Source organism: Verrucosispora sp. CNZ293 (genome assembly GCF_002754655.1).
Genome location: NZ_PEFR01000001.1, coordinates 6,056,457 through 6,078,370, shown reverse-complemented (window position 1 = coordinate 6,078,370; position 21,914 = coordinate 6,056,457). Strand labels below are relative to the sequence as shown.

16 protein-coding genes and 1 pseudogene are annotated in these 21,914 nt (G+C 71.7%); 7 read left to right on the top strand and 10 right to left on the bottom strand.

Features of this window, described 5'->3' with window-relative positions:
• Positions 1–31 precede the first annotated feature (31 nt).
• Positions 32–1,411 (top strand): MFS transporter, encoded by a 1,380-nt coding sequence (locus CLT74_RS27720; protein ID WP_099853131.1) that lies wholly within the window; start codon positions 32–34, stop codon positions 1,409–1,411.
• 62 nt (positions 1,412–1,473) lie between these two features.
• Positions 1,474–1,902, top strand: coding sequence for a globin (locus CLT74_RS27715; protein WP_099853125.1), 429 nt, complete (start codon positions 1,474–1,476; stop codon positions 1,900–1,902).
• 42 nt (positions 1,903–1,944) lie between these two features.
• On the opposite strand, the gene CLT74_RS27710 is transcribed toward CLT74_RS27715, so the two are convergent.
• The 4 genes from CLT74_RS27710 to ettA form a co-directional block, all read right to left on the bottom strand.
• Positions 1,945–2,529, bottom strand: coding sequence for a type III secretion system chaperone family protein (locus CLT74_RS27710; protein WP_099850309.1), 585 nt, complete (start codon positions 2,527–2,529; stop codon positions 1,945–1,947).
• 129 nt (positions 2,530–2,658) lie between these two features.
• Positions 2,659–3,339: a DUF8185 domain-containing protein gene (locus CLT74_RS27705; protein WP_099850307.1), complete on the bottom strand. Its 681-nt coding sequence runs from the start codon at positions 3,337–3,339 to the stop codon at positions 2,659–2,661.
• A complete protein-coding gene (locus tag CLT74_RS27700; RefSeq protein WP_099850305.1) occupies positions 3,336–3,782 on the bottom strand; it encodes an acyl-CoA thioesterase in 447 nt (148 codons plus the stop codon). The genes CLT74_RS27705 and CLT74_RS27700 overlap by 4 nt, the downstream gene beginning before the upstream one ends.
• 13 nt (positions 3,783–3,795) lie before the next feature.
• The gene (ettA, locus tag CLT74_RS27695; protein WP_099850303.1) at positions 3,796–5,472 is read right to left on the bottom strand and encodes an energy-dependent translational throttle protein EttA; all 1,677 of its coding nucleotides are present in this window, start codon (positions 5,470–5,472) and stop codon (positions 3,796–3,798) included.
• Between the two features lie 343 nt (positions 5,473–5,815).
• Here ettA and CLT74_RS27690 point away from each other — a divergent pair, with 343 nt between their 5' ends.
• The 3 genes from CLT74_RS27690 (at position 5,816) to CLT74_RS27680 (ending at position 11,008) form a co-directional block, all read left to right on the top strand.
• Entirely contained in the window at positions 5,816–7,216 is a 1,401-nt protein-coding gene (locus tag CLT74_RS27690; protein WP_099850301.1) for an alpha,alpha-trehalose-phosphate synthase (UDP-forming), read from the top strand.
• Between the two features lie 41 nt (positions 7,217–7,257).
• Positions 7,258–9,819: a trehalose-phosphatase gene (otsB, locus tag CLT74_RS27685; protein ID WP_099853121.1), complete on the top strand. Its 2,562-nt coding sequence runs from the start codon at positions 7,258–7,260 to the stop codon at positions 9,817–9,819.
• 592 nt (positions 9,820–10,411) lie between these two features.
• Positions 10,412–11,008 carry a hypothetical protein gene (locus CLT74_RS27680; protein WP_099853118.1) on the top strand — a complete coding sequence of 199 codons (597 nt, stop codon included), beginning with the start codon at positions 10,412–10,414 and terminating at the stop codon, positions 11,006–11,008.
• A 588-nt stretch (positions 11,009–11,596) separates the two neighbouring features.
• Here CLT74_RS27680 and cobA read toward each other — a convergent pair.
• The 3 genes and pseudogenes from cobA to cobC form a co-directional block, all read right to left on the bottom strand.
• Positions 11,597–12,853 carry a uroporphyrinogen-III C-methyltransferase gene (cobA, locus tag CLT74_RS27675; RefSeq protein ID WP_099850299.1) on the bottom strand — a complete coding sequence of 419 codons (1,257 nt, stop codon included), beginning with the start codon at positions 12,851–12,853 and terminating at the stop codon, positions 11,597–11,599.
• 147 nt (positions 12,854–13,000) lie between these two features.
• On the bottom strand, positions 13,001–14,152 hold the full coding sequence (locus tag CLT74_RS27670) for a nicotinate-nucleotide--dimethylbenzimidazole phosphoribosyltransferase (RefSeq protein ID WP_099853114.1): 1,152 nt from the start codon (positions 14,150–14,152) through the stop codon (positions 13,001–13,003).
• Positions 14,152–15,236: pseudogene (gene cobC, locus CLT74_RS27665) on the bottom strand (Rv2231c family histidinol phosphate aminotransferase CobC). Before cobC ends, CLT74_RS27670 begins: the two are co-directional and overlap by 1 nt.
• A gap of 121 nt (positions 15,237–15,357) precedes the next feature.
• Here cobC and CLT74_RS27660 point away from each other — a divergent pair.
• Positions 15,358–17,490: a transglycosylase domain-containing protein gene (locus CLT74_RS27660; RefSeq protein WP_099850297.1), complete on the top strand. Its 2,133-nt coding sequence runs from the start codon at positions 15,358–15,360 to the stop codon at positions 17,488–17,490.
• 3 nt (positions 17,491–17,493) lie between these two features.
• On the opposite strand, the gene CLT74_RS27655 is transcribed toward CLT74_RS27660, so the two are convergent.
• The gene (locus CLT74_RS27655) at positions 17,494–18,975 is read right to left on the bottom strand and encodes a cobyrinic acid a,c-diamide synthase CobB (protein WP_099853111.1); all 1,482 of its coding nucleotides are present in this window, start codon (positions 18,973–18,975) and stop codon (positions 17,494–17,496) included.
• Between the two features lie 285 nt (positions 18,976–19,260).
• Here CLT74_RS27655 and CLT74_RS27650 point away from each other — a divergent pair, with 285 nt between their 5' ends.
• Positions 19,261–20,079 carry an SURF1 family cytochrome oxidase biogenesis protein gene (locus CLT74_RS27650; RefSeq protein WP_099850295.1) on the top strand — a complete coding sequence of 273 codons (819 nt, stop codon included), beginning with the start codon at positions 19,261–19,263 and terminating at the stop codon, positions 20,077–20,079.
• Positions 20,080–20,083: 4 nt separating this feature from the next.
• Here CLT74_RS27650 and CLT74_RS27645 read toward each other — a convergent pair whose 3' ends face one another.
• Both CLT74_RS27645 and CLT74_RS27640 read right to left on the bottom strand, forming a co-directional pair.
• Positions 20,084–21,661 (bottom strand): ATP-dependent DNA ligase, encoded by a 1,578-nt coding sequence (locus CLT74_RS27645; RefSeq protein WP_099850293.1) that lies wholly within the window; start codon positions 21,659–21,661, stop codon positions 20,084–20,086.
• Between the two features lie 40 nt (positions 21,662–21,701).
• Positions 21,702–21,908 (bottom strand): hypothetical protein, encoded by a 207-nt coding sequence (locus CLT74_RS27640; protein ID WP_099850291.1) that lies wholly within the window; start codon positions 21,906–21,908, stop codon positions 21,702–21,704.
• Positions 21,909–21,914 lie beyond the last annotated feature (6 nt).

Here is a 21,914-nt window from a genome sequence, read left to right as displayed (position 1 = left end):
CGAGTGGCCAGACACCGGGACGATGGAGGCGATGGTGTCCGACGAGCGACCTTCTCCGGAAGGGCCGGCCACCTTCCGGGAGGTTTTCGCCCAGCCTGAGTATCGCGCCGTCTTCGCGGCCAGCACGCTGACCTGGGTCGGTGACTATGTCGCCAAGGCGGCGGTCACCCTCCTGGTCTACCGGGAGACCGAGTCGGTTGCGCTGTCGGCCGCCGCCTTCGCGGTCAGCTATCTGCCCTGGCTGGTCGGCGGTCCGCTGCTGGCGACGATCGCCGAGCGGCACCGGTTCCGGCAGGTCATGGTCGTCTGCGACCTCATCCGGATGGCGATGATGCTGCTCGTCGCCATCCCCGGGATGCCGGTGCCGGTGATCCTGGCGCTGCTGTTCGCCACCACGCTGGCCAACCCACCGAGTCAGGCCGCCCGGTCGGCGCTGCTGCCGCTGATCCTGCCCGGGGACCGACTCGTCGTCGGGTTGTCCGTGAGCGCCAGCGTGGGGCAGGCCGCCCAGGTGGTCGGCTACCTGCTCGGCGCCGCCGTCGCGACGGTGAATCCCACGGCCGCGCTGCTGATGAACGCTGCCGCCTTCGCGCTGTCGGCCGCCATCGTCCGACTCGGGGTGCTCGACCGGCCACCGGCGATGACCAGCGCCCACCGCAGTCACCTGCTGCGGGAGACCGCCGCGGGCTTCCAGATGGTCTTCCGGACACCGGTGCTGCGGGCGATCGCCGTCCTGGTCTTCAGCGCCATGCTCTTCTCCATCGTGCCCGAAGGGCTGGCCGCCGCCTGGGCCAACGAACATGCCGGCGAGAGCATGGACCCGGGGCTGGCGCAGGCGGTGATCATGGCAGCCACCCCGGCCGGCTTCATCCTCGGCGGGCTCATCATCGGCCGTATGATCGCGCCGGCCCGTCGGCTGCTCCTGCTCCGGCCGCTGGCCGTGGCCGCCCCGCTGGCCCTGGTACCCGCGCTGCTGGACCCGCCGCCGGTGGTGGTGGCACTGCTCGCCGCCGTCTGCGGTTTCGCGGTCGCCGGTTTGCTCCCGATGGCCAACGGGCTGTTCGTCCAGGCCCTGCCGGACGGCTTCCGGGCCCGGGCGTTCGGCGTGATGGCGACCGGTGTGCAGGTCATCCAGGGTGCGGCAGTGCTGGTGACCGGGCTGCTCGCCGAGCGTTTCCCGATTCCGGTAGTGGTGGGTGTGTGGAGCGCCGCCGGGGTGGTGCTGATGTCGCTCGTCGCGCTGCGCTGGCCCGACCAGCAGACCGTGACCGCCTCCATCGACGCCGCCCGGGCCGCTTCCGGCGCCGCTGACGAGCCCGCCGCCCGCGGCGGACCACCTGCGGCGGCCTCCCCCGACGACCCGGGTCCCGGGCACGTCGGCCCGGGACGGCCCCGGCACGCGGTGACCTGAGCCACCCTCGTCACCCGGTGCCGGCCGGGCCGGAGCCGGTGCGGGCCTGGCAGGATGGAACGGTGAATCCCGCAGGTGAGTCCGAAGGCCACGGCGAGGCGGTCACGTTCTTCGACGCCGTCGGCGGAGAGCCCACGTTCCGCAAACTGGTCGAGGAGTTCTACGCCGGCATCGCCGCCGATCCACTGCTGCGCCCGATGTACCCGGAGGAGGATCTGGGTCCGGCCGCCGATCGGATGCGACTCTTCCTCATGCAGTACTGGGGCGGCCCGAACACCTACTCGGCGCAACGCGGCCATCCCCGACTGCGGATGCGCCACGCCCCGTTCCGGATCGGCGCGGCCGAACGCGACGCCTGGCTGCGGCACATGCGCCGCGCGGTGGACAGCCTCGATCTGCCCCCGGCGCTCGCCACGGAGCTGTGGAACTACCTCGAACGGGCGGCGTACTTCATGGTGAACGACATGGCGGACCCGACGGCACACGGCTGACGTCCACCGCCCCGCCACCAGGCGGGGCGGTGGTGGCCGCCGTCAGAGCAGGGCGCCCTCGTCGTGCAGCCAGTCCACAAAGCTGGTGGCCACGGCGGCACCGCAGTCGAGCAGCTCGACCAGGAGCGCGTCGTGGGTACCGGCCGCGAGCGGAACCTGCAACTCGGCGTAGATCGGCAACTGACCGCGCTCGGTGGCGTCGCCCACGTACGCCTTGCAGAAGCGTCGGGTGTGGTTCCACTCGTTGACCACCCGGTAGGCGCGGTCGGCCCAGTCCGGCGGCACCGTCGCGTGTGGCCGGGCCCGCAGCACGAGGATCTCGTCCTCCGGCCCCTCCAGGGTTACCAGCACCGCGTGCCGTTCCCACATGGCCAGCAGGTTGCCGTCTCCGTCGGCCAGGTAACGCACGTCGAGCAGGTCGAGCGCGTCGCAGATCCGACGCAGCGTGACCTGTTCGACCGTGGCTGGCATGTCGGCGATCAACTGACGCTCCGCAGCCGGGCAGTCGTCTCCCGGTTGGCGGGGCGCCGGCGGGCCGACCCGGACGGTACCTTCCACCATGATCCTGCTTCGAGTTTCCGGGTCACCGCCACTGGCGGGACCTGGACGCCATGACCACCACGGCATCGCTCGCGCACCTCACTCCCCAGCGGATCCGGTCGCCTACAGTGGGTGGATCCGAGGATGGACGGTACCCGGACAGCCGGAACGAAGCACCCCCCAACGCCAGCACCAAACCGGAAGGATGACTAGCGGTCATCCTTTCGCATGAGCCACCGATGGCCGTACGACAAGATCCGTGGCCTTCTGCGACCAGATGGCTCCGTACGGTCCCACCAGCCCGACCCATCGGCCAGCCGCACGTACCTGCACGCCGTCACCATCCGACGAATCCCCGGCCGGACCGAGGAAACCCATGCGAACCAGACCCTGCACCATTCGCTGGGTCACCTCCACCGGACGGTCAGGCTCGTCGTCGGGGGTGACCACCACCGCCACGTGGTCCAGCAGGGCGTCGCGCAGCATCCGCTGCCCCACCGCCCGACCGCCGACCCCGTGTTGGGCAGCCTCGCGCAGGGTCCCGGCCGCCGCCTCGGCCAGCCGACGCAGTTCCCCGGCCGGCAGCCTCTCCACCCGACGGCTGGTGTCCGGCGGCAGGGCCCACCGCCACTGGGCGTCGTGACGGGACGGCAGGTCCGCGCGACCGTCCGCGAACGCGGCGAGCAACTGCCCGGCGGCGACCGTGACGTCACCGGCGCCCGCGCCGGCCACCGTACGGACGGCCAGCACACCCCACGGCAGCCGCGCCCAGAGGGCGGTACGCGCGCCCGCAGCGGCCGGCCGGAGCCGGACCAGGGCGGCGCGCTCCAACCGGACGAGCCGAGCCAGGAAGGCCCCCGCGTCGGCGACGTCGACGATGCCGTGCCCGACGCTCATGGCGCACCGTCCTGCCGGGCGTAGCCGAGCAGGAACGTCCGCTCCGGCTCGCTGAGCCGCCGCGGCACCTGCTGCGCCAGGTCGAACGGCACGAGCACCGAACGTGCCCGACTGATGAGCAGCTCACCGTCGTACATCTCGTAGCCGACGGTGAAGGACGCCGCGCGCAACTGCTCCACCCACAGCTCGATCCGCACGGTGGGCGCCGACTCCGCGCCGCCCTGGTCGAGGGCGTAGTCCACAGGCCGTAGGTAGTCGACCTCGTGCCGGCGGATCACCACGCCGTCGGCGAACGAGTCCACCCCGTTGGCCCGGGCGCCGACGAACATCAACGCCACCCGGGCCTCCTCGTAGAGGGTGAGGAAGCGGGCGTTGTTGACGTGGCCGTACGCGTCCAGGTCGGACCAGCGCAGGGTGCAGTGGTAGACGAACCGGTCAGCCACGACGGACGCCCGGTCAGTCGCGGGTCAGCTTGCGGTACGTCACCCGGTGCGGGCGCGCCGCCTCCGCGCCGAGCCGGTCGACCTTGTTCTTCTCGTACGCCTCGAAGTTGCCCTCGAACCAGAACCACTTCGCCGGGTCCTCGTCGTCGCCCTCCCAGGCCAGGATGTGCGTGGCGACCCGGTCCAGGAACATCCGGTCGTGGGAGATCACCACGGCGCAGCCGGGGAACTCCAGCAGCGCGTTCTCCAGACTGGACAGCGTCTCCACGTCCAGGTCGTTGGTCGGCTCGTCGAGCAGGAGCACGTTCCCGCCCATCTTGAGCGTCAGCGCGAGGTTGAGCCGGTTGCGCTCACCGCCGGAAAGCACCTTTGTCGGCTTCTGCTGGTCCGGCCCCTTGAAGCCGAACGCGGCGATGTACGCCCGGGACGGCATCTCGACCTTGCCCACCATGAGGTAGTCGAGGCCGTCGGAGACGACCTCCCAGACCGTCTTGTCGCCGTCGAGGCCCTGCCGGTTCTGGTCGACGTACGACAGGGAGACCGTGTCACCGACGCGGACCTGGCCGGCGGTCGGCTCCTCCAGCCCGACGATGGTCTTGAACAGGGTGGTCTTGCCGACGCCGTTCGGGCCGATGATGCCGACGATGCCGTTGCGTGGCAGCGAGAACGACAGGTTGTCGATCAGGATCCGGTCGTCGAAGCCCTTGGTCAGGCTGTTCGCCTCGATGACGGTGTTGCCCAGGCGCGGCCCCGGCGGGATCTGGATCTCCTCGAAGTCCAGCTTGCGGGTCTTCTCCGCCTCGGTCGCCATCTCGTCGTACCGGTCGAGACGGGCCTTGGACTTGGTCTGCCGGGCCTTGGCGTTGGAGCGGACCCACTCCAGCTCATCGGAGAGGCGCTTCTTCATCTTGGCGTCGCGGCGGCCCTCCACGGCCAGCCGGGCGGCCTTCTTCTCCAGGTAGGTGGAGTAGTTGCCCTCGTACCCGACGGCGCGGCCCCGGTCCAGTTCCAGAATCCAGCCGGCCACGTTGTCCAGGAAGTACCGGTCGTGGGTGATGGCGATGACGGTGCCGGCGTACTTGGCCAGGTGCTGCTCCAGCCACTGCACGCTCTCCGCGTCCAGGTGGTTGGTGGGCTCGTCGAGCAGCAGCAGGTCGGGGGCCTCCAGCAGCAGCTTGCACAGCGCGACCCGGCGCCGCTCACCGCCGGAGAGCTGGGTGACGTCGGCGTCCGGCGGCGGGCAGCGCAGCGCGTCCATGGCGAGTTCGAGCTTGGAGTCGATGTCCCACGCGTCGGCGTGGTCCAGCTCCTCCTGGAGCCGGCCCATCTCCTCCATCAGCTCGTCGGAGTAGTCCGTCGCCATCTGCTCGGCGATCTTGTTGAACCGCTCCAGCTTCGCCTTGGTCTCCGAGACCGCTTCCTCGACGTTGCCCAGCACGGTCTTGGCGTCGTTGAGCGGGGGCTCCTGCGCGAGCATGCCAACGGTGTAGCCGGGCATCAGCCGGGCCTCGCCGTTGCTCGGCCGGTCCAGCCCTGCCATGATCTTGAGGAGGCTGGACTTACCGGCACCGTTCGGGCCGACCACACCGATCTTGGCCCCCGGCAGGAAGCTCAGCGTCACGTTGTCGAGCACGACCTTGTCGCCGTGCGCCTTGCGTGCCTTCTCCAGGACGTAGATGTACTGGGCCACGGTGCGGGCTCCTCCGTCGGTTTCGATCGCTGATTCGCGTGATACGGGCGCGGGCCAGGGCCGCCATCCGCCGCCGTCGGCCGGGAGCCGGCCGCGCGCACGCCGTTGTCAATCCTGACAGGTACGCCGCGCCGCGCCCACATCGCCCCGCCAGCGGGGGTACGCCGACCCCGCAGCCACCGCCCCGGCGGCTCGCCGGGCCGTCCCACCTGTCAACATGATCACGTCCAGGGTTCGCCGAGTTCGGGGCGGGTAGGTGAGTCCGGCACAGGGGAACAGACGCCGCAGCTACGCTCAGTACGCTCATCGCGGTGGACCCGTCAGCACCCGGAGGTGGCCGATCGTGACCGTCCGTAGCTCCTTTGTCGTAGTGGCGAACCGACTGCCGGTCGACGAGGTGAGCACACCCGAGGGACGGCAGTGGCGACGCAGCCCCGGCGGGCTGGTCACCGCGCTGCACCCCGTCCTCGCCGAGCACCAGGGCACCTGGGTCGGCTGGGCAGGCGGCACCGGCGCGGCCCCCGAGCCGTTCGACCTGGAGGGCATCCGGCTGCATCCGGTGCCGCTGAGCGCCGAGGAACTGGAGCGCTACTACGAGGGTCAGTCGAACGCGACGATCTGGCCGCTGTATCACGACGCCGTCGAGACACCCGCCTACAAGCGCCGTTGGCGTGAGGCGTACCGCCTGGTCAACGCCAGGTTCGCGGAGGCCGCGGCGGAGGTCGCCGCGGAGGGGGCCACGGTCTGGGTCCAGGACTACCAGCTCCAACTGGTGCCGGCGATGCTCCGGGAGCTGCGTCCCGACCTGCGGATCGGCTTCTTCCTGCACATCCCGTTCCCGCCGATCGAGCTGTTCATGCAGATGCCGTTCCGCACCGAGATCCTGCGCGGCCTGCTCGGCGCCGACCTGGTCGGCTTCCAGCAACGGCTCGCCGCGCAGAACTTCGTCCGGCTGGCCCGGCACCTGCTGGGGCTGCGGTACGAGGGCCAGATGATCCAGGTGGACGGCCGTCAGGTCAAGGCCGGCGCCTTCCCCATCTCGATCGACACGCAGGAGATGGAGCGGTTGGCCGCCGACCCGGCGATCCAGGCCCGCGCCAAGGAGATCCGCGAGGAGCTGGGCAATCCCCGGACGATCATCCTCGGCGTCGACCGCCTCGACTACACCAAGGGCATCGAACTGCGCCTCAAGGCCTTCCGCGAGTTGCTCGCTGACGGAAAGTTGACAGTGCCCGACGCGGTTATGGTGCAGGTCGCGACACCGAGCCGCGAGCGCGTGGAGCACTACCAGGCACTTCGCGTCAAGGTCGAGCGCGAAGTTGGTCGGATTAATGGCGAATTCGGCCGGGTTGGCGTGCCGGCGGTGCATTATCTGCATCAGTCGTACAGTCGGACCGAACTGGCTGCGATGTACGCCGCCGCCGACGTGATGATGGTTACTCCGCTGCGTGACGGAATGAACCTGGTGGCCAAGGAGTACGTCGCATCGCGGGCGGACCACGGGGGCGCACTCGTACTCAGTGAGTTCGCCGGCGCGGCCACCGAGCTGCGTCAGGCGTTCCTGTGCAACCCGCACGACCCCGACGCGGTCAAGGACGCTCTGCTACGGGCCGTGCATGTGGAGAAGCCGGAGGCTCGTCGCCGTATGCGGACAATGCAACGCCATCTGCGCACCCACGACGTGGGGCACTGGGCGAAGTCCTTCCTCACCGAACTGGGTGTGCCCGACATGGAGGCGGCGTGAACGCAGCGTCCACCGAGAACGCCACGCCCGTCGCGGGCCCGATGGATCCGGAACTGCGCGCCGCCATCGGGCGGATCGCCCGGGTTCCCCAGCTCCTGGTCGCCTGCGACTACGACGGCACGCTGGCACCGATCGTGGAGGACCCGAGCAAGGCCGTACCGCTGCCGGAGTCGGTGGCGGCGGTCCGGGCCCTGGCGGCCCTGCCGCAGACCACAGTGGCTGTCGTCTCCGGCCGCGCGCTGCGGGACCTGGCCGCGCTCTCCCGGCTACCCAGCGAGGTGCACCTGGTCGGCAGCCACGGCTCCGAGTTCGACATCGGCTTCGTCGAGCGGCTCTCCCCTGAGCTGATCGCGGTACGCACCCGGCTGCGGGACGTCCTGCGGGACATCGCCGCGGCCCACCCCGGCGTCCGCCTGGAACGCAAGCCGGCAAGTGTCGCCGTACACACCCGGGGAGTGGATCCCCAGGTCGCCGCCGCCGCCATCGACGCGGTCCGCAGTGGCCCCGCGACCTGGCCGGACGTCACAGTCACCCAGGGCAAGGAGGTCATCGAGCTCTCCGTCGTGGCCACCCACAAGGGCACCGCCGTCGACCAGCTGCGCACCCAGCTCTCGGCCAGCGCGGTGCTCTTCATCGGCGACGACGTGACCGACGAGAACGCCTTCGCCAACCTGCACGGCCCGGACGTCGGCATCAAGATCGGCCCGGGCGAGACCAAGGCCGGTCACCGGGTGGCCGAACCGATCGAGGCCGCCCGCGCCCTCGGACTGTTGCTGGAGACCCGGCGGCACTGGCTGTTCGGCGAACGGGCGGTGCCGATCGAGCGGCACTCGATGCTCGCCAACGGCCGCACGGTCGCGCTGCTCACGCCGGACGCCAAGGTGAGCTGGCTGTGCAACCCCAAGCCCGACTCCGCGGCGATCTTCGCCGATCTGGTCGGTGGCAGCCCGGCCGGTCACTTCAGTGTCGCGCCCGAACGGGGCGGCATCCCGCTGGGCCAGCGCTACCGGTCGGGCACCATGACCGTGGAGACCCGCTGGTCCGGTCTCACCGTCACCGACTGGCTGGACAAGCCGGACCCCCGGGCCACGCCGGACGGCCCGGCGATCATCTCGGGCGACTCGACCCTGGTCCGGGTACTGACCGGCACCGGTCGGGTTCGCCTCGAATTCGCGCCCCGACCGGAGTTCGCACAGGTAGCCGTGCAGCTCCAGCCGCTCGGCGACGGCCTGCTGGTGCTCGGCTCCAACGAACCGATCGCGCTCTACTCCCCCGGCGTGCAGTGGGAGGTCGGCAACGACGGCGGGTACGAGACCGCGAAGGCGGTGGTGGACCTCGCCGCGCTCGGCGGCCAGGTGGTGCTGGAGCTGCGGTTCGGCACGCACAGCCTGGAACACCACCGGCTGCCCATCCACGAACGGCAGGCCGCGGCGGAGCGCCCGTGGAAGGACTGGGTGGCCTCGCTGCGGCTGCCGACCACCGCCCGGGACCTGGTCGCCCGCAGCGCACTGACCCTGCGCGGTCTCTGCCACGAGGCCACCGGCTCGATCCTGGCGGCGGCGACCACGTCGCTGCCCGAGGAACTGGGCGGAGTCCGCAACTGGGACTACCGCTACTGCTGGCTACGCGATGCCGCGATGACCGCCCGCGCCCTCGTCGACCTGGGCTCGATCGCCGAGGCTGAGGCGTTCCTGCGCTGGGTGGACGGCTGTGTGGAGCGCACCGGCGGGCACCCCGAACGGCTGCACCCGCTCTACACCGTGGACGGTTACGAACTGGGTGCCGAGGCGGTCATCGACACCCTGCCCGGCTACGCGGGATCCCGCCCGGTACGCGTCGGCAACCTCGCCAACCACCAGCTCCAGCTCGACGTCTTCGGCCCGATCGCCGACCTGATCGCCGCCACCGCCGACGTACGCGGCTCGGTACGCGCCGAGGAGTGGCGGGTGCTGGAGAACATGGTCGAGGCGGTCCGCCGCCGCTGGCACGAGCCGGATCACGGCATCTGGGAAGCCCGTCTGCCACCCCGGCACCACGTCTTCTCCAAGGTGATGTGCTGGATGACAGTCGACCGGGCGCTGCACGTGATGCGCCAGCACGGCGGCGAGGACCGGCCGGAATGGGTGGAGCTACGCGACCGGATCGGCGCCAACGTGCTGGAGTACGGCTGGCACGAGCACGCCGAGGCGTACAGCGTCGCGTACGGCGACGAGGACATGGACGCCTCGTCGCTGTGGATCGGCATCTCCGGGTTGCTGGCCGGTGACGACCCCCGCTTCCTCTCCACCGTGCTCAAGATCGAGGCGGATCTGCGCAGCGGCCCGGTCGTCTACCGCTACCACTGGGACGACGGCCTGCCCGGCCGCGAGGGCGGCTTCCACATCTGCACGGCATGGCTGATCGAGGCGTACCTGCGCACCGGCCGGCGGACCGACGCCGAGGAACTGTTCATGCAGATGATCGACACGGCGGGTCCGACCGGGTTGCTGCCCGAGCAGTACGACCCGCTGGCCGAGCGCGGGCTGGGCAACCACCCGCAGGCGTACAGCCACCTCGGAGTGATCCGCTGCGCACTGCTGCTGGACAACATGCTCAAGCAGTAACGAACCCCCACCCCACGCCCCTGTTGATCATGAGGTTAGCGGCGTATTTGATCTCTAGTGCTGCCGCTAACCTCATGGTCAACTGCGTGTGGGTGTTGGTGGGGGTGTGGCCCGGCACCGCACCGATGTGCCGCCTGTCCGGTTCCGTGGGCATCCGGGGCGATCTTGGTACGGTTTTGCCCTTGGGTGGGCGGTTTCGGACCAAGATTGCCTGGGCGGTCGGGGCTTGGGGTGGAATGGGTGGTGGGTCGGGGGCGTTGGACATGGCTGAACGACCCAGGTAGACGGCCTGCCGCAGGGGTGGGCCGGGTGGTCCGGGAATGATGGCGGGCCGGCGGTCGTTGGACATCCCTGAACGACCGACGAGGACCGCCTGTCGCGGTGGGTGCATGGCCCCGGGAATGATCCGGGCCGGTCGGTCGTTGTGCATGGTCCCGGCGGCGTGAAGTGGCGATACGGCCCCGCGTGCCGGAGGACTTCTCTTTTCCCCCTTTGTTTTGTTGAGCGCCTGTCGGTGCTTGCGTGCGCCTGACCGATCCCCCTCGGTGTGGGTGTGCGTCGACCCCCGAATTGGAGCTTTGCCATGAACTCGATGCTGCGGAAGAACTCGATGCTGCGGAAGAGTGTGCTGGGTGTTGCGGGTCTGGCTTTCACCGGTGGCCTGTTCGCTGGTCCGGTGGCCGCGCACGCCGATGTCACCCCGGTCCAGACGACCCCGGTCGCGGCGGTGCAGGCGGACAAGCCGGACATGGGCAAGTTGCTGCCGCATGGCACCCCCAGGAACCAGTCGACGATCGAGCTGAACGATGAGCAGGTCGGCAATGTGAAGGCGATCATCGCGGCGACGAAGAAGGCCGGTATGGACGAGCGGGCCGCCGTGGTGTCGATCGCGACGGCGTTGCAGGAGTCGAAGTTGGAGAACCTGGGTCACCTGGGTGACCGCAACGACCACGACTCGCAGGGCCTGTTCCAGCAGCGCCCGTCCAGCGGCTGGGGCACGGTGGAGCAGATCACCGACCCCGAGTACTCCACCCTGGCCTTCCTCAAGGGCCTCAAGCAGGTCGACGGGTGGCAGGACATGCCCCTCACTGAGGCCGCGCAGACCGTGCAGGTGTCGGCCTACCCCGACCACTACGCCCAGTGGGAACAGCAGGCCGCCGACCTGGTAGCCCAGCACTGGACCAGCTGACCCATGACCTGAACCAAGGGAACACAACCGAAGACATTCCTCCACAGGGGGAACAAGCCGCTGGCCGGCACCCGATCCCAGGGTGCCGGCCAGCGGCGCATCTCCCGCAGACAGCGGACAGCAGACGTCCAGCCCGACCAGTAAGCAGCCCAACCCGACCGGCACAAGACAACAACCCCGCAGACAAACCGGCCACGGCACCAACACACCAAGACGGCAAGACGGCAAGACGGCAAGACGGCAAGACGGCAAGACGGCAAGATGACAAGGCGGCAAGGCGGCAAGGCGGCAAGGCGACAGAACAAGACGGCAGGGCGACAGAAACAGCAGCCCAGACCCCACCCGGGGCTGGCCACCGCCCGCACAGGGACCGACCAGGTCAGGCTGGGGGCGACCGTGCCCGGCGCAGGGATCAAGCCTGACCGCCCGAAGCCGGGCACGGTCGCCCCCAGCCCCCACCGCAACCACCCACGAAGCCAGGCACAGCCGCCCAACCGCAACCACCCACGAAGCCAGGCACAGCCGCCCCAGCCCCAACCGCAACCACCCCGAACCGGAAGGATCGTCCCCGGTCCAAACGCAAGCCGATCAGGAGTCGGACAGCTCAGCCGGATCCAGAGCCGCGACGACGTCGCCGATGACGACTACCGCCGGTGGGCGCAGCCCTTCGGCGGCCACCGCGTCGGCCACCTCGCCGAGGGTCGAGCGAAGGACCCGCTCACCGCCGGTGGTCGCCTCCTGGATCACGGCAGCCGGCGTTCCGGCCGTCCGCCCGTGCGCCAGCAGCGTGCTGGTGATCGCCGGCAGGTTCTTGAGGCCCATCAGGATCACAAGCGTGCCGCGCAGGCCGGCCAGCGCGTCCCAGCGGACAAGTGAGTCCGGCGAATCCGGTGCGACGTGCCCGGACACCACTGTGAACTCGTGCGCCACCGCCCTGTGGGTGACCGGGATGCCGGCCGCCGCCGGGGCGGCGATCGAACTGGTCACGCCCGGCACCACGGTGACCGGTACACCGGCCGCCGCGCAGGCGAGCAGTTCCTCGCCGCCCCGGCCGAAGACGTACGGGTCGCCGCCCTTGAGCCGGACCACGAAGGCTCCCGCCAATGCCCGGTCCACCAGGATCCGATTGATCTCCTCCTGCGTCCGGGACGGGCCGTAGGGGATCTTGGAGGCGTCAACCAGTTCCACTCCGGTGCGCAGCTCGTCCAGGAGCAGTCCGGGCACCAGCCGGTCGGCGACGACCACGTCGGCCTCGCTGAGCAGTCGCCAGCCCTTCAGGGTGATCAGCTCCGGGTCGCCGGGTCCGGAACCGACCAGGAAGACCTGGCCGGTGCCGCCGGGTGCGGAGTTCAGCGGTGCCTGGGCGTCCGGCCCGGTCAACAGGGTGCCCGTCCTGGCTTGCAGGAAAGTGCGGATGGCGTCGCGGACGCTCACCGCGCGGCGGGGGTCGCCGCCGCCGTGCACCGCCACCGTGACCGGACCGTACCGGGTCACCGCCGGGGTCCAGGCCGTCGCCGCGTTCCGGTCGTCGGCGCGTACGCAGAAGATCCGACGGGCCGCGGCGGCGGCGCTGATCTCGGCCGCCGCGGCCGGGTCGTCGATGGCGACCTGCACCAGCCAGGCGCCGTCAAGATCGTCGGGGGCGAACCGGCGCGGTACCCAGCGCAGTCGCCCGGCGTCGACGTGCGCCCGCAGCGCCGGGGTGAGATCCGGTGCCACCAGCAGGACGTCCGCGCCCGCGTCCAGCAGGGCCGGGACGCGCCGCGTGGCGACTGTTCCCCCACCGACCACGACCACGCGGAGGCCGGCCAGCCGAAGCCCGAGGGGGTACGCGTTGGCGCTCACGCCGCCGCCTCGCTTCGCTCACCGGCAGCGCGAGACGCCGCACTGCTGAACCCAATGGCTCGCTCGCTCCGCTCACTCACGCCGCCGCCTCGCTTCGCTCACCGGCAGCGCGAGACGCCCCACTGCTGAACCCAATGGCCCGCTCGCTCACTTCTCGGCCACCCCGGCGGAGTCGAAGGTGGCCACCTCGTGCAGCACCCGGACCGCGCCGGTGACCACCGGTAGGGCCAGCAGCGCGCCGGTGCCCTCACCGAGCCGCAGGCCGAGGTCGATCAGGGGGGTGAGGCCCAGTTGGCGCAGCGCGACAGTGGCGCCGGGCTCGACGGAGCGATGGCCGGCGACCATTGCCGCCACGGCGTCCGGGGCGAAGGCCGCCGCGGCGAGCGCGGCGGAGACCGCGATAACCCCGTCCAGCAGCACCGGTACGCGGCGCGCGGCGGCACCGAGCACGAACCCGGTGAGCGCGGCGTGTTCCAGCCCACCGACGGCGGCCAGCACGCCGAGCGGGTCCGTGGGGTCGGGGTTGTGGCGGCGCAGCGCGGCCCGCACCACCTCGATCTTGTGCTGGTAGGTGGGGTCGTCGACGCCGGTGCCCCGGCCGGTGGTCTCGGCGGCGTCCACACCGGTGAAGGCTGCGATGAGCGCGGCGGCCGGGGTGGTGTTGGCGATCCCCATGTCACCGGTGAGCAGAATGCCGGCCCCGGCGTCGACAAGCTCGTCGGCGATGGTGATGCCGACCTCGACCGCCGCCCGCGCCTCGTCCCGGGTCATCGCCGCGGTGACGGTCATGTCCCGGGTACCGCGTCGAACCGACGCGTCGACCAGCCGGGGTACGGCGGATCCGGCCGCGCGGTCGAATGGACCGGCACCGGCCGCGCCGTCGAGAGGGCCCGCACCGTCCGGGTCGTCGACGCTGGCCGCGCCCGGTTGATCAGGTACCGGCAGCGGGCCGGCCACGCCGACGTCGATCACCGTCACCGAGGCACCCGCCTGTCGGGCGAAGGCGTTGACCACCGCCCCACCGGCAAGGAAGTTGCCGACCATCTGCCCGGTGACCTCCTGCGGCCAGGGACTGACCCGCTGGGCGTGTACGCCGTGGTCGCCGGCGAAGATCGCCACCGCCGCCGGGGCGGGCACCGGTGGCGGGCAGCTGCCGGCCAGACCGGCGAGGCGTACGGACAGGTCCTCCAGGGCACCGAGCGAGCCGGCCGGCTTGGTCAGGCGCGCCTGCAACTGCCGCGCGGCGGTCATCGCCGGCTCGTCGGGCGGGCCGACGGCCGCGATGGTGTCTTCCAGCATCATGCCTCCATGATCTCGGCCAGCACCTCGATGAACGCGTCGGTGGTCAACCGGTCCCGAACTGCGATCCGCAGCCAGTCGGAGCCGAGCCCCGGAAACGTGTCGCCCCGGCGTACCGCCCAGCCGCGCCCTCGCAGGAGGTCCCGGAGCCGGTCGGCACCGGTGATCCGCACCAGCACGAAGGCGCTGGCCGGTCGGCCGGCCACGCGTACCCCGGGCAGGGCCGACAGCCGCGCGACCAGGTGATCGCGGTCGGCCGCGAGTTGCGCGGCGATGGCGCGTTCGGCCCGGGCCGCCTCGGGGCCGGCGCAGGCCGCGGCGGCGGCCAGGGCCGGGGTGGAAACCGCCCAGAGCGGCTGTACGGCGGCCAACCGGCGCAGCAGGGCGGCTTCTCCGAGCAGGTAGCCGATCCGCAGCCCGGCCAGCCCCACGTCTTGGTGAGGCTGCGGACGACCACCAGGCCGGGCAGGTCCCGGCGGGCGGCAAGTGACTCGGGCTCACCGGGTACGCCGGGCGTGGCGGTGGTGTCCGCGAACGCCTCGTCGATCACGAGCACCCGACCGGGGCGGGCCAGGGCGGCGAGGTTGACGGCCGGGTGCAGCACGGATGTCGGGTTCGTCGGATTGCCGATCATGACCAGGTCGGCGTCGGCGGGTATCCGGTCCGGGTGGAGCCGGAAGCCGTCCGACGCGTCGAGCAGCACCCGTTCCACTGTGTGTCCGGCGGCCCGCAGCGCGGCTTCCGGTTCGGTGAACTGCGGGTGCACCACCACCGGCCGTCGCAGCCCGCGCAGCGCCTGGGCGAGCAGCACGAAGCCCTCGGCGGCACCGGCGGTGAGCAGCACCTCCTCCGGTGGCCGGCGGTGCCGGGCGGCGACCGCGGCGCGAGCCGGGCGTGGGTCCGGGTACGCGGCGAGGTCGGCGAGCGAGGCCGTGATCGGCTCGGCCAGCCAGGGCGGCAGCGGTGCGCGCCGCACGTTGACGGCGAGGTCGACCAGGTCCGCCGCGACCTCGGCGTCACCGTGGTGGGTGAGGTCCGGCTCGGCCGGTGACGCGCCGGACGTCGTGGTCGGCTGGCCATGCATGACCGCGATCCTGCCGGGAAGGCGGCGCTCGGGACAGCAACCCGGAGGGTGGGCCGCATCACCACCGATCACTTCATGAGTATTTCTCATGGATGAATCGGAAATGTCATAACTTGGCGGTGTGAGCAATCGACCCCTTGCTGCCGCTGGTCGTCTCGTCCCTCTTCTCCGTGCCGGGCTGATCGCCGGCATCGTCGTCGCCGCCGCCGCGTACCCGGCCGTCGCGGTGACCGGAATCGGTGCCAAGGCCACCGCGCACGCCGTGGAGAGCAAGACCCGCCTGCTGACCACCGCCCTGCCCGCCGAGACCTCCTACCTGTACGCGCCCGACGGCAAGACCGTGCTGACCATGTTCTTCGAGGAGTACCGGCAGTACACCAAGCTGTCGGACATCTCGCCAAACATGCAGCAGGCCATCGTGGCCGCCGAGGACAACCGCTTCTACCAGCATCACGGCGTCGACCCGAAGGGCGTCGCCCGCGCCTTCGTGGCGAACGCCCGCTCCAGCGGAGTCTCCCAGGGCGCCTCCACGCTCACCATGCAGTACGTGCGGATGGCGCTGCGGGACAGCGCCACCAACCCGAGAGAGGTGCAGGAGGCCACCGCGCAGACCCCGACGCGCAAGGTCAAGGAGATGCGCATGGCTGTCGACCTGGAGAAGGAGTTGAGCAAGGAGGAGATTCTGGAGCGGTACCTCAACTCGGCGTACTTCGGGCACCGCGCGTACGGCATCTACGCCGCCAGCGAGATCTTCTTCTCGAAGACCCCGAAGGAGCTGACCGCCGTCGAGGCGGCCACCCTCGCCGGGCTGGTCAAGTCACCCTCCCAGTACGACCCGGCCAGCTCCGACCAGAAGGACGCCACCGCGCGGCGCAACTACGTGCTCGACAACATGGCCCGGCTCGGCTACCTCTCGCCGGACTCGGCCCAGGCGGCGAAGGGTCAACCGATCCGGCTCCGACTGACCTACCCACCCAACGACTGCGCCTCGGTGCCCGAGAAGTGGAACAGTTGGGGTTTCCTCTGCGACTACCTGAAGAACTGGTGGAGCGCCCAGCCGGCATTCGGGAAGAACCCGCTCCAGCGGTTGGACAAGCTACGCCGGGGCGGATACCGGATCGTGCTGAGCATGGACCCGAAGATCCAGACAGCGGCGGAGAAGAACGTCGGCACCCAGGGAAACACCGGCAGCCCGTTCGCCAACGGCATCGTGGTCTCCGAACCCGGCACCGGGCGGGTCAAGGCGATGGCGGTGAATCGCACGTACTCGCTGAACCTGAACGAGAACCCGCTCAGCTCCAATCCCGAGGCCGGACCTGACGTGAAGGCCAACTACCCGAACACGGTGGCTCCCCTGATGGGCGGCGGCGACCTGCCCGGCTACCAGGCCGGCTCGACGTTCAAGATGTTTCCCATGCTGGCCGCTCTGGACGCCGGCATGACGCTGAACACCAGCTTCAACGCGCCGCACAGCTACCGATCCGAGATCTACGACGGATGGCAACCCTCAAACGCCAGTGGCGCGATGAGCGGCATGCAGACCATGTGGTCCGGTTTCGGCAAGTCGGTGAACACCTACTTCGTCTGGCTGGAGGAGCAGGTGGGTGCGGAACGGGCCGTCCGGCTGGCCGAGCAGCTGGGGCTACGCTGGCGCACCGACGTGGACCGGGAGCACGCCTCCCCGGCGAAGGCCAACAAGTGGGGCGCCTTCACCCTTGGTGTCTCTGACGCCACGCCGCTGGAGATGGCCAACGCCTACGCCGCGGTCGCCGCCGACGGGCGCTACTGCGAGGCGCTGCCGGTGAACGCCATCTACAACCGCGACGGCACCCCGGCCACGTACACCACCCCGGGTGGCATCGAACGGGAGGTCGCCAAGCCGCGCTGCCGTCAGGTGGTGAGTGCTGACGCGGCACGCGCGGCCACCGACGCCGCCCGCTGCCCCACCGGCGACACCCCGGCCAAGGGCAGCTGCGGCGGCTGGTCCACGGCGGACAGCGTGCGCGGCACGGTGGGCCGCCCGGTCGCCGGCAAGACCGGTACCACGGACAGCACCCGTTCGGCCTGGTTCGTCGGCTACACGCCGGAACTGGCGGCCGCCAGTTTCATCTCCGACCCCGACAATCCGTTCAACGCGGTCGGTGACGGCCAGTCGCAGATCCCGATCGCGGCGGTGTCGAACACCCTCCGCGATGCGCTGAAGGGCAAACCCGTCCGGGACTTCGTCCCACCATCGGACCGGATCGTCGGTTGACGATCAGGCCGGCGGCCCGCCGGCCGGCCCGGACGCCACCACACCGGCCGGGTCGCCCGGGTCGACACCCACCTGCACGGCCGGGCCACCGCCGCCCGCCCCGGCCGGGACCGTGGCCGCCTCGGCCGCAGCGGCGGCCACCAGTCGGGTCGCGATCCGCGGGTACGCCGCCCAGTGCGGGACGAGCTGAGAGGCGTGCACACCCCGCCAGATGAACCCCTCCGGGGTGCCACCCGGCCAACTCCACGCCGGCCGCTGCCCGCCCCGGGGCGTGAGGACGGCCCGGTGCTCCTTGTGCCCGGTCACCACCTCGCCCCGGACGGCCACCACACTGTCGCCCTGCGCGGTCGCCTCCCGGTAGCCGACCACCAGCCCGTCCCGGAGACTGCCGATCGCGTCGATCACCCCGCACATCGGCAGCCCGTCCAGCTCCCGGGCCAGCCAGAGCAGGCCGGCCCCCTCGGCGATCACCGGCTGGCCGGTGCGGGCCAGTTCGGCGACGGCGATGCAGAGCCGCCGGTTGGCCGAGAGCTGCTCCGCGTACGACTCGGGCAGAGCGCCGCCGACCACCAGCGCCCGGGTGCCGGCTGGCAGCACCTCGTCGGTGAACGGGTTGAGCGGCACCACCTCCGCGCCGGCGGCACGCAGCAGTTCGGCGGTTTCGGCGTGGCTGAAGCTGCCGCCCGGTCCACCCACAAGCGCCACGACCGGGCGGGCGGCACCGGCCGGCACCGGCGCGGCCCCCTCGGCGGCCCCCAGTGGCGACCACGGCTGCACTCCCAGCGCCGGCGCCGAGCGGGCCAGTCCGAGCAGCCGCTCCAGGTCGACGGTGGCGGTCACCGCCTCACCCAGCCGCCGGACCGCCCGGGTGGCCTCGCCGGCGCCTTCGACCACCGGCACCACCCCGTGCCGCCGCGAGGGCAGCACCGAGGGCAGATCCTGACGGCGCAGCGCGCCGTAGACCGGGATGCCGATGTCGTCGAGCGCCTCGCGCAGCAGCGCCTCGTGCCGGGCCGAGGCGACCCGGTTGAGGATCACCCCACCGATCCACAACTGTTCGTCGTACGCCCGGAAGCCGTGCACCAGGGCGGCCACCGACTGGCCCATCGCGGCGACGTCGACCACCAGCACCACCGGGCTGCGCAGCGCGGTGGCCACCGCGGCGGTGGACTCGGTCTCACTGCGTCCGGTCAGGCTGTCGTACAGGCCCATGCTGCCCTGCACCACGGCCAGGTCCGTGCCGTCCGCGCCGTGCAGCAGCAGCGGGGCGACGCGTTCGGCGCCCACCAGGCGCGGATCCAGGGTGCGTCCCGGCCGACCGCCGGCCAGCCCGAGGTACGCCGCGTCCACCTGATCCGGCCCGATCTTGAAGCCGGCCACGTTCAGTCCCCGGTCGGCGAACGCGGCGAGCAGGCCGATAGCCAGTGCGTTCTTGCCGTGTCCGGAGGAGGGGGCACTGAGCACCAGACGCGGCACGACGGTCATCATCGACTCCTCGCCAGCGGTCGGCGTGCCGACCGTCGGCGCGCTCCGCCCGCGTGACGATAGCTGAACCGGGCGCTCCGCAGGCACCCCTGCGCCACCCGTCCAGGCCAGGTCAGGCGGCTCCGTGGCGGACCGCCCCGACGTCGGTACGCTCCGCCACCGCCGGGCGACAGTCGGCCGCCTCCGGCAGGGGCCACTGCCTGCGGCAGTCGAGGGGCGGTCAGGGCGCGCCGGTGCGGTGGTGGCTCGGCGAAGTGGCGGCGGTCACACGGGTAATCTCGTGGCGTGTACCGGTTCCTGCTGACGCCGCGCTGGCTGGGCCTTCTCGTGCTGGCCCTGGCCGCCGCCACGGTGATGGTGCTGCTCGGCAACTGGCAGCTGGACCGCTACCACGGCCGCACCGCGATCAACGAGCGCATCGACGCCGGCCTGCGGATGGACCCGGTACCGCTGCGGGAGGCGCTGCCCGCGCCGACCGGTGGCCCGGGCACCGTCGGCCCGCCACCGGCGCAGGAGCGGACCTTCACCCGGGTCACCGTGACCGGCCGCTACGACACCGACAACATCGTCCTGGTGCGGGGCCGCACCGTCGACAGCCGGGTCGGCTTCGAGGTGGTCACCCCGCTGGTGCTGGCCGACGGCACCGCCGTCCTGGTGGACCGGGGCTGGATCCCACCGGCCCCCGGCGGGGCGCTGGCCCAGCCGGACGTGCCACCGGCGCCGGCAGGTGAGGTGACGGTCGAGGGTCGGGTGCACGCGAGCGAGAGCGGCGACGCGAAGGTGTCCCGACGCGAGGGACGGGTGGAGAGCCGCCGGGTCTCCGTCCCCCAGCTCGCCGGCGAGCTGCCGTACCCGGTGCACGGCGCGTACCTGCTCCTCGACGAACAGACGCCGGCGGCCGACCCGACGTTCCGGGCGGTGTCGATCGGCCACGCCAACAACTGGCAGAACCTCGGCTACGTCGTCCAGTGGTGGATCTTCGCGGCGATGACGGTGGTCGGCTACGGCTGGGTCGCCCGCCGCGAGGCCCGCCGGATCGCCGGGGTGGTCGACGAGCGCCCCCGGGACCGGGCCGCCGACTCCGGTACGCCGGCCACCAGCTGACCGTTCACCCGGGCGGACGGCCCACGTGTATCGCGCGGACCGCGTCGATGGTGTCCGCCTCGGCTGCGGTCTTGTCGTCCCGGTAGCGGACCACCCGGGCGAATCGCAGCGCGACCCCGCCGGGATAACGCGAACTGGTCTGCACACCGTCGAAGGCGATCTCCACGACCTGCTCGGGCCGGACCCGGACGACCCAGTCCCCGCGATCCACCGCGAGGCCGAGGAAGCGCTCGGTCTGCCAGCGCAGCAACTCGTCGGTGAGCCCCTTGAAGGTCTTGCCGAGCATCACGAACTCACCGGTGCCCGGGTCACGGGCACCCAGGTGCAGGTTCGACAACCATCCGGTACGCCGGCCGCTGCCCCACTCGACGGCGAGCACCACCAGGTCGAGGGTGTGCCGGGGCTTCACCTTGACCCAGGCCGCGCCGCGCCGACCGGCGTCGTAGGGCGCGTCGGGCGCCTTGACCACCACGCCTTCCTGGCCCGCGTCGAGCGCGGCGGCGAACGCCTCGCCGGCCCGCTCCGGGTCGTCCACCTCCATCCGCCCGACCAGCAGCGACGCGTCGGCAGCGCCGCGCAGCGCCGCCCAGCGTTCCCGACCCGGCAGGTCGATCAGATCGACCCCGTCGAGGTGGAGCAGGTCGAAGAAGTACGGCGTGAGCACCGTCTCCCCGGTGCGCTCGGCGGCGGCGCGCACCGCCGGCGCGACAGGTGCCCCGGCAGCGGAGCCGGCCCGGCGGGCGGCGGCACTTGACGTCTGCTGGAACGGCAGCGGCCGGCCGGTGGCGTCCAGCCCGATGGCCTCCCCGTCCAGGACGATCTCCCGCGCGGGCAGACTCCGCACGGCGGCGACCACCTCGGGCACCCGGGCGGTGATCTCGTCGAGGCTGCGGGAGAACACGGCGATGTCGGCACCACTGCGGTGCACCTGGATGCGGATGCCGTCGAGCTTCACGTCGACCACCGCCGGCACACCTGTGGCGGCGAGCGCCTCGTCGACAGTGGACGCGCTCTGCGCCAGCATCGGCGCGAGGGGCCGGCCCACCCGCAGCCCGAACTCGGCGAGCGCGGCGGCCCCGCCGCCCAGGGCGGCCACCGCCACCGCCCGCAGGTCTCCCGCGAGCAGCAACGCCCGGCGTACCACGGCGACGGAGACCCCGGCAGCCCGGGCGACCGCGTCGGCGAGCAGCCCGGCCTGGGCGCCGTGCCGCAGCTCGCCGAGGAACAAACCGGTCAGCAGACGCTGCTCGTCGGCGGTGGCGGCGGCGTAGAGCGCGTGCAGCAGCGCCCGACGGCGAGCCTGCGAGCCTGCGCCGTGCACGGCCGCGATCTCGTCGATCGCGGCGTCGACAGCCGACACGGTGAGCGTCGGAACGGTCGCCGGCGGGGGCAGGTCACGCAGGCTGGCCCAGCCGATGCCGGTCTGCCGCTGGCGCAGCTCACCGGCGAGCCAGCCGGAGCCCGCCGCCACCTCGGGCGGATCGAGCCGCCGCAGCGCGTCGGCGAGCAGCTCCACCTTGGCCCGGCGACCACTGGTGGCGCCGACGGCCGCGGAGGTGGCAGCCAGGTCAAGGAAGCGCACGACCTCATCCTGCCAGCCACCACCGACAACCGGCGCTACGTCAGACCGGGACCGGTTCCTCGATCCGCAGCCCACGGGCCCGCACGCCGTCGGCGATCCGGGACAGCGACGCGTCCAGGGCGACCAGGGCGGCGGACAGCTCGCCGAGCTGTTCCTTGAGCGTGTCGTCGGGCCACGCGGAGACGTCGACGTCCCCCAGAGCGATCACGGCGGCCTCCAGGCGGGCCAGAACCTCGTTCGTACGCATGTTCGA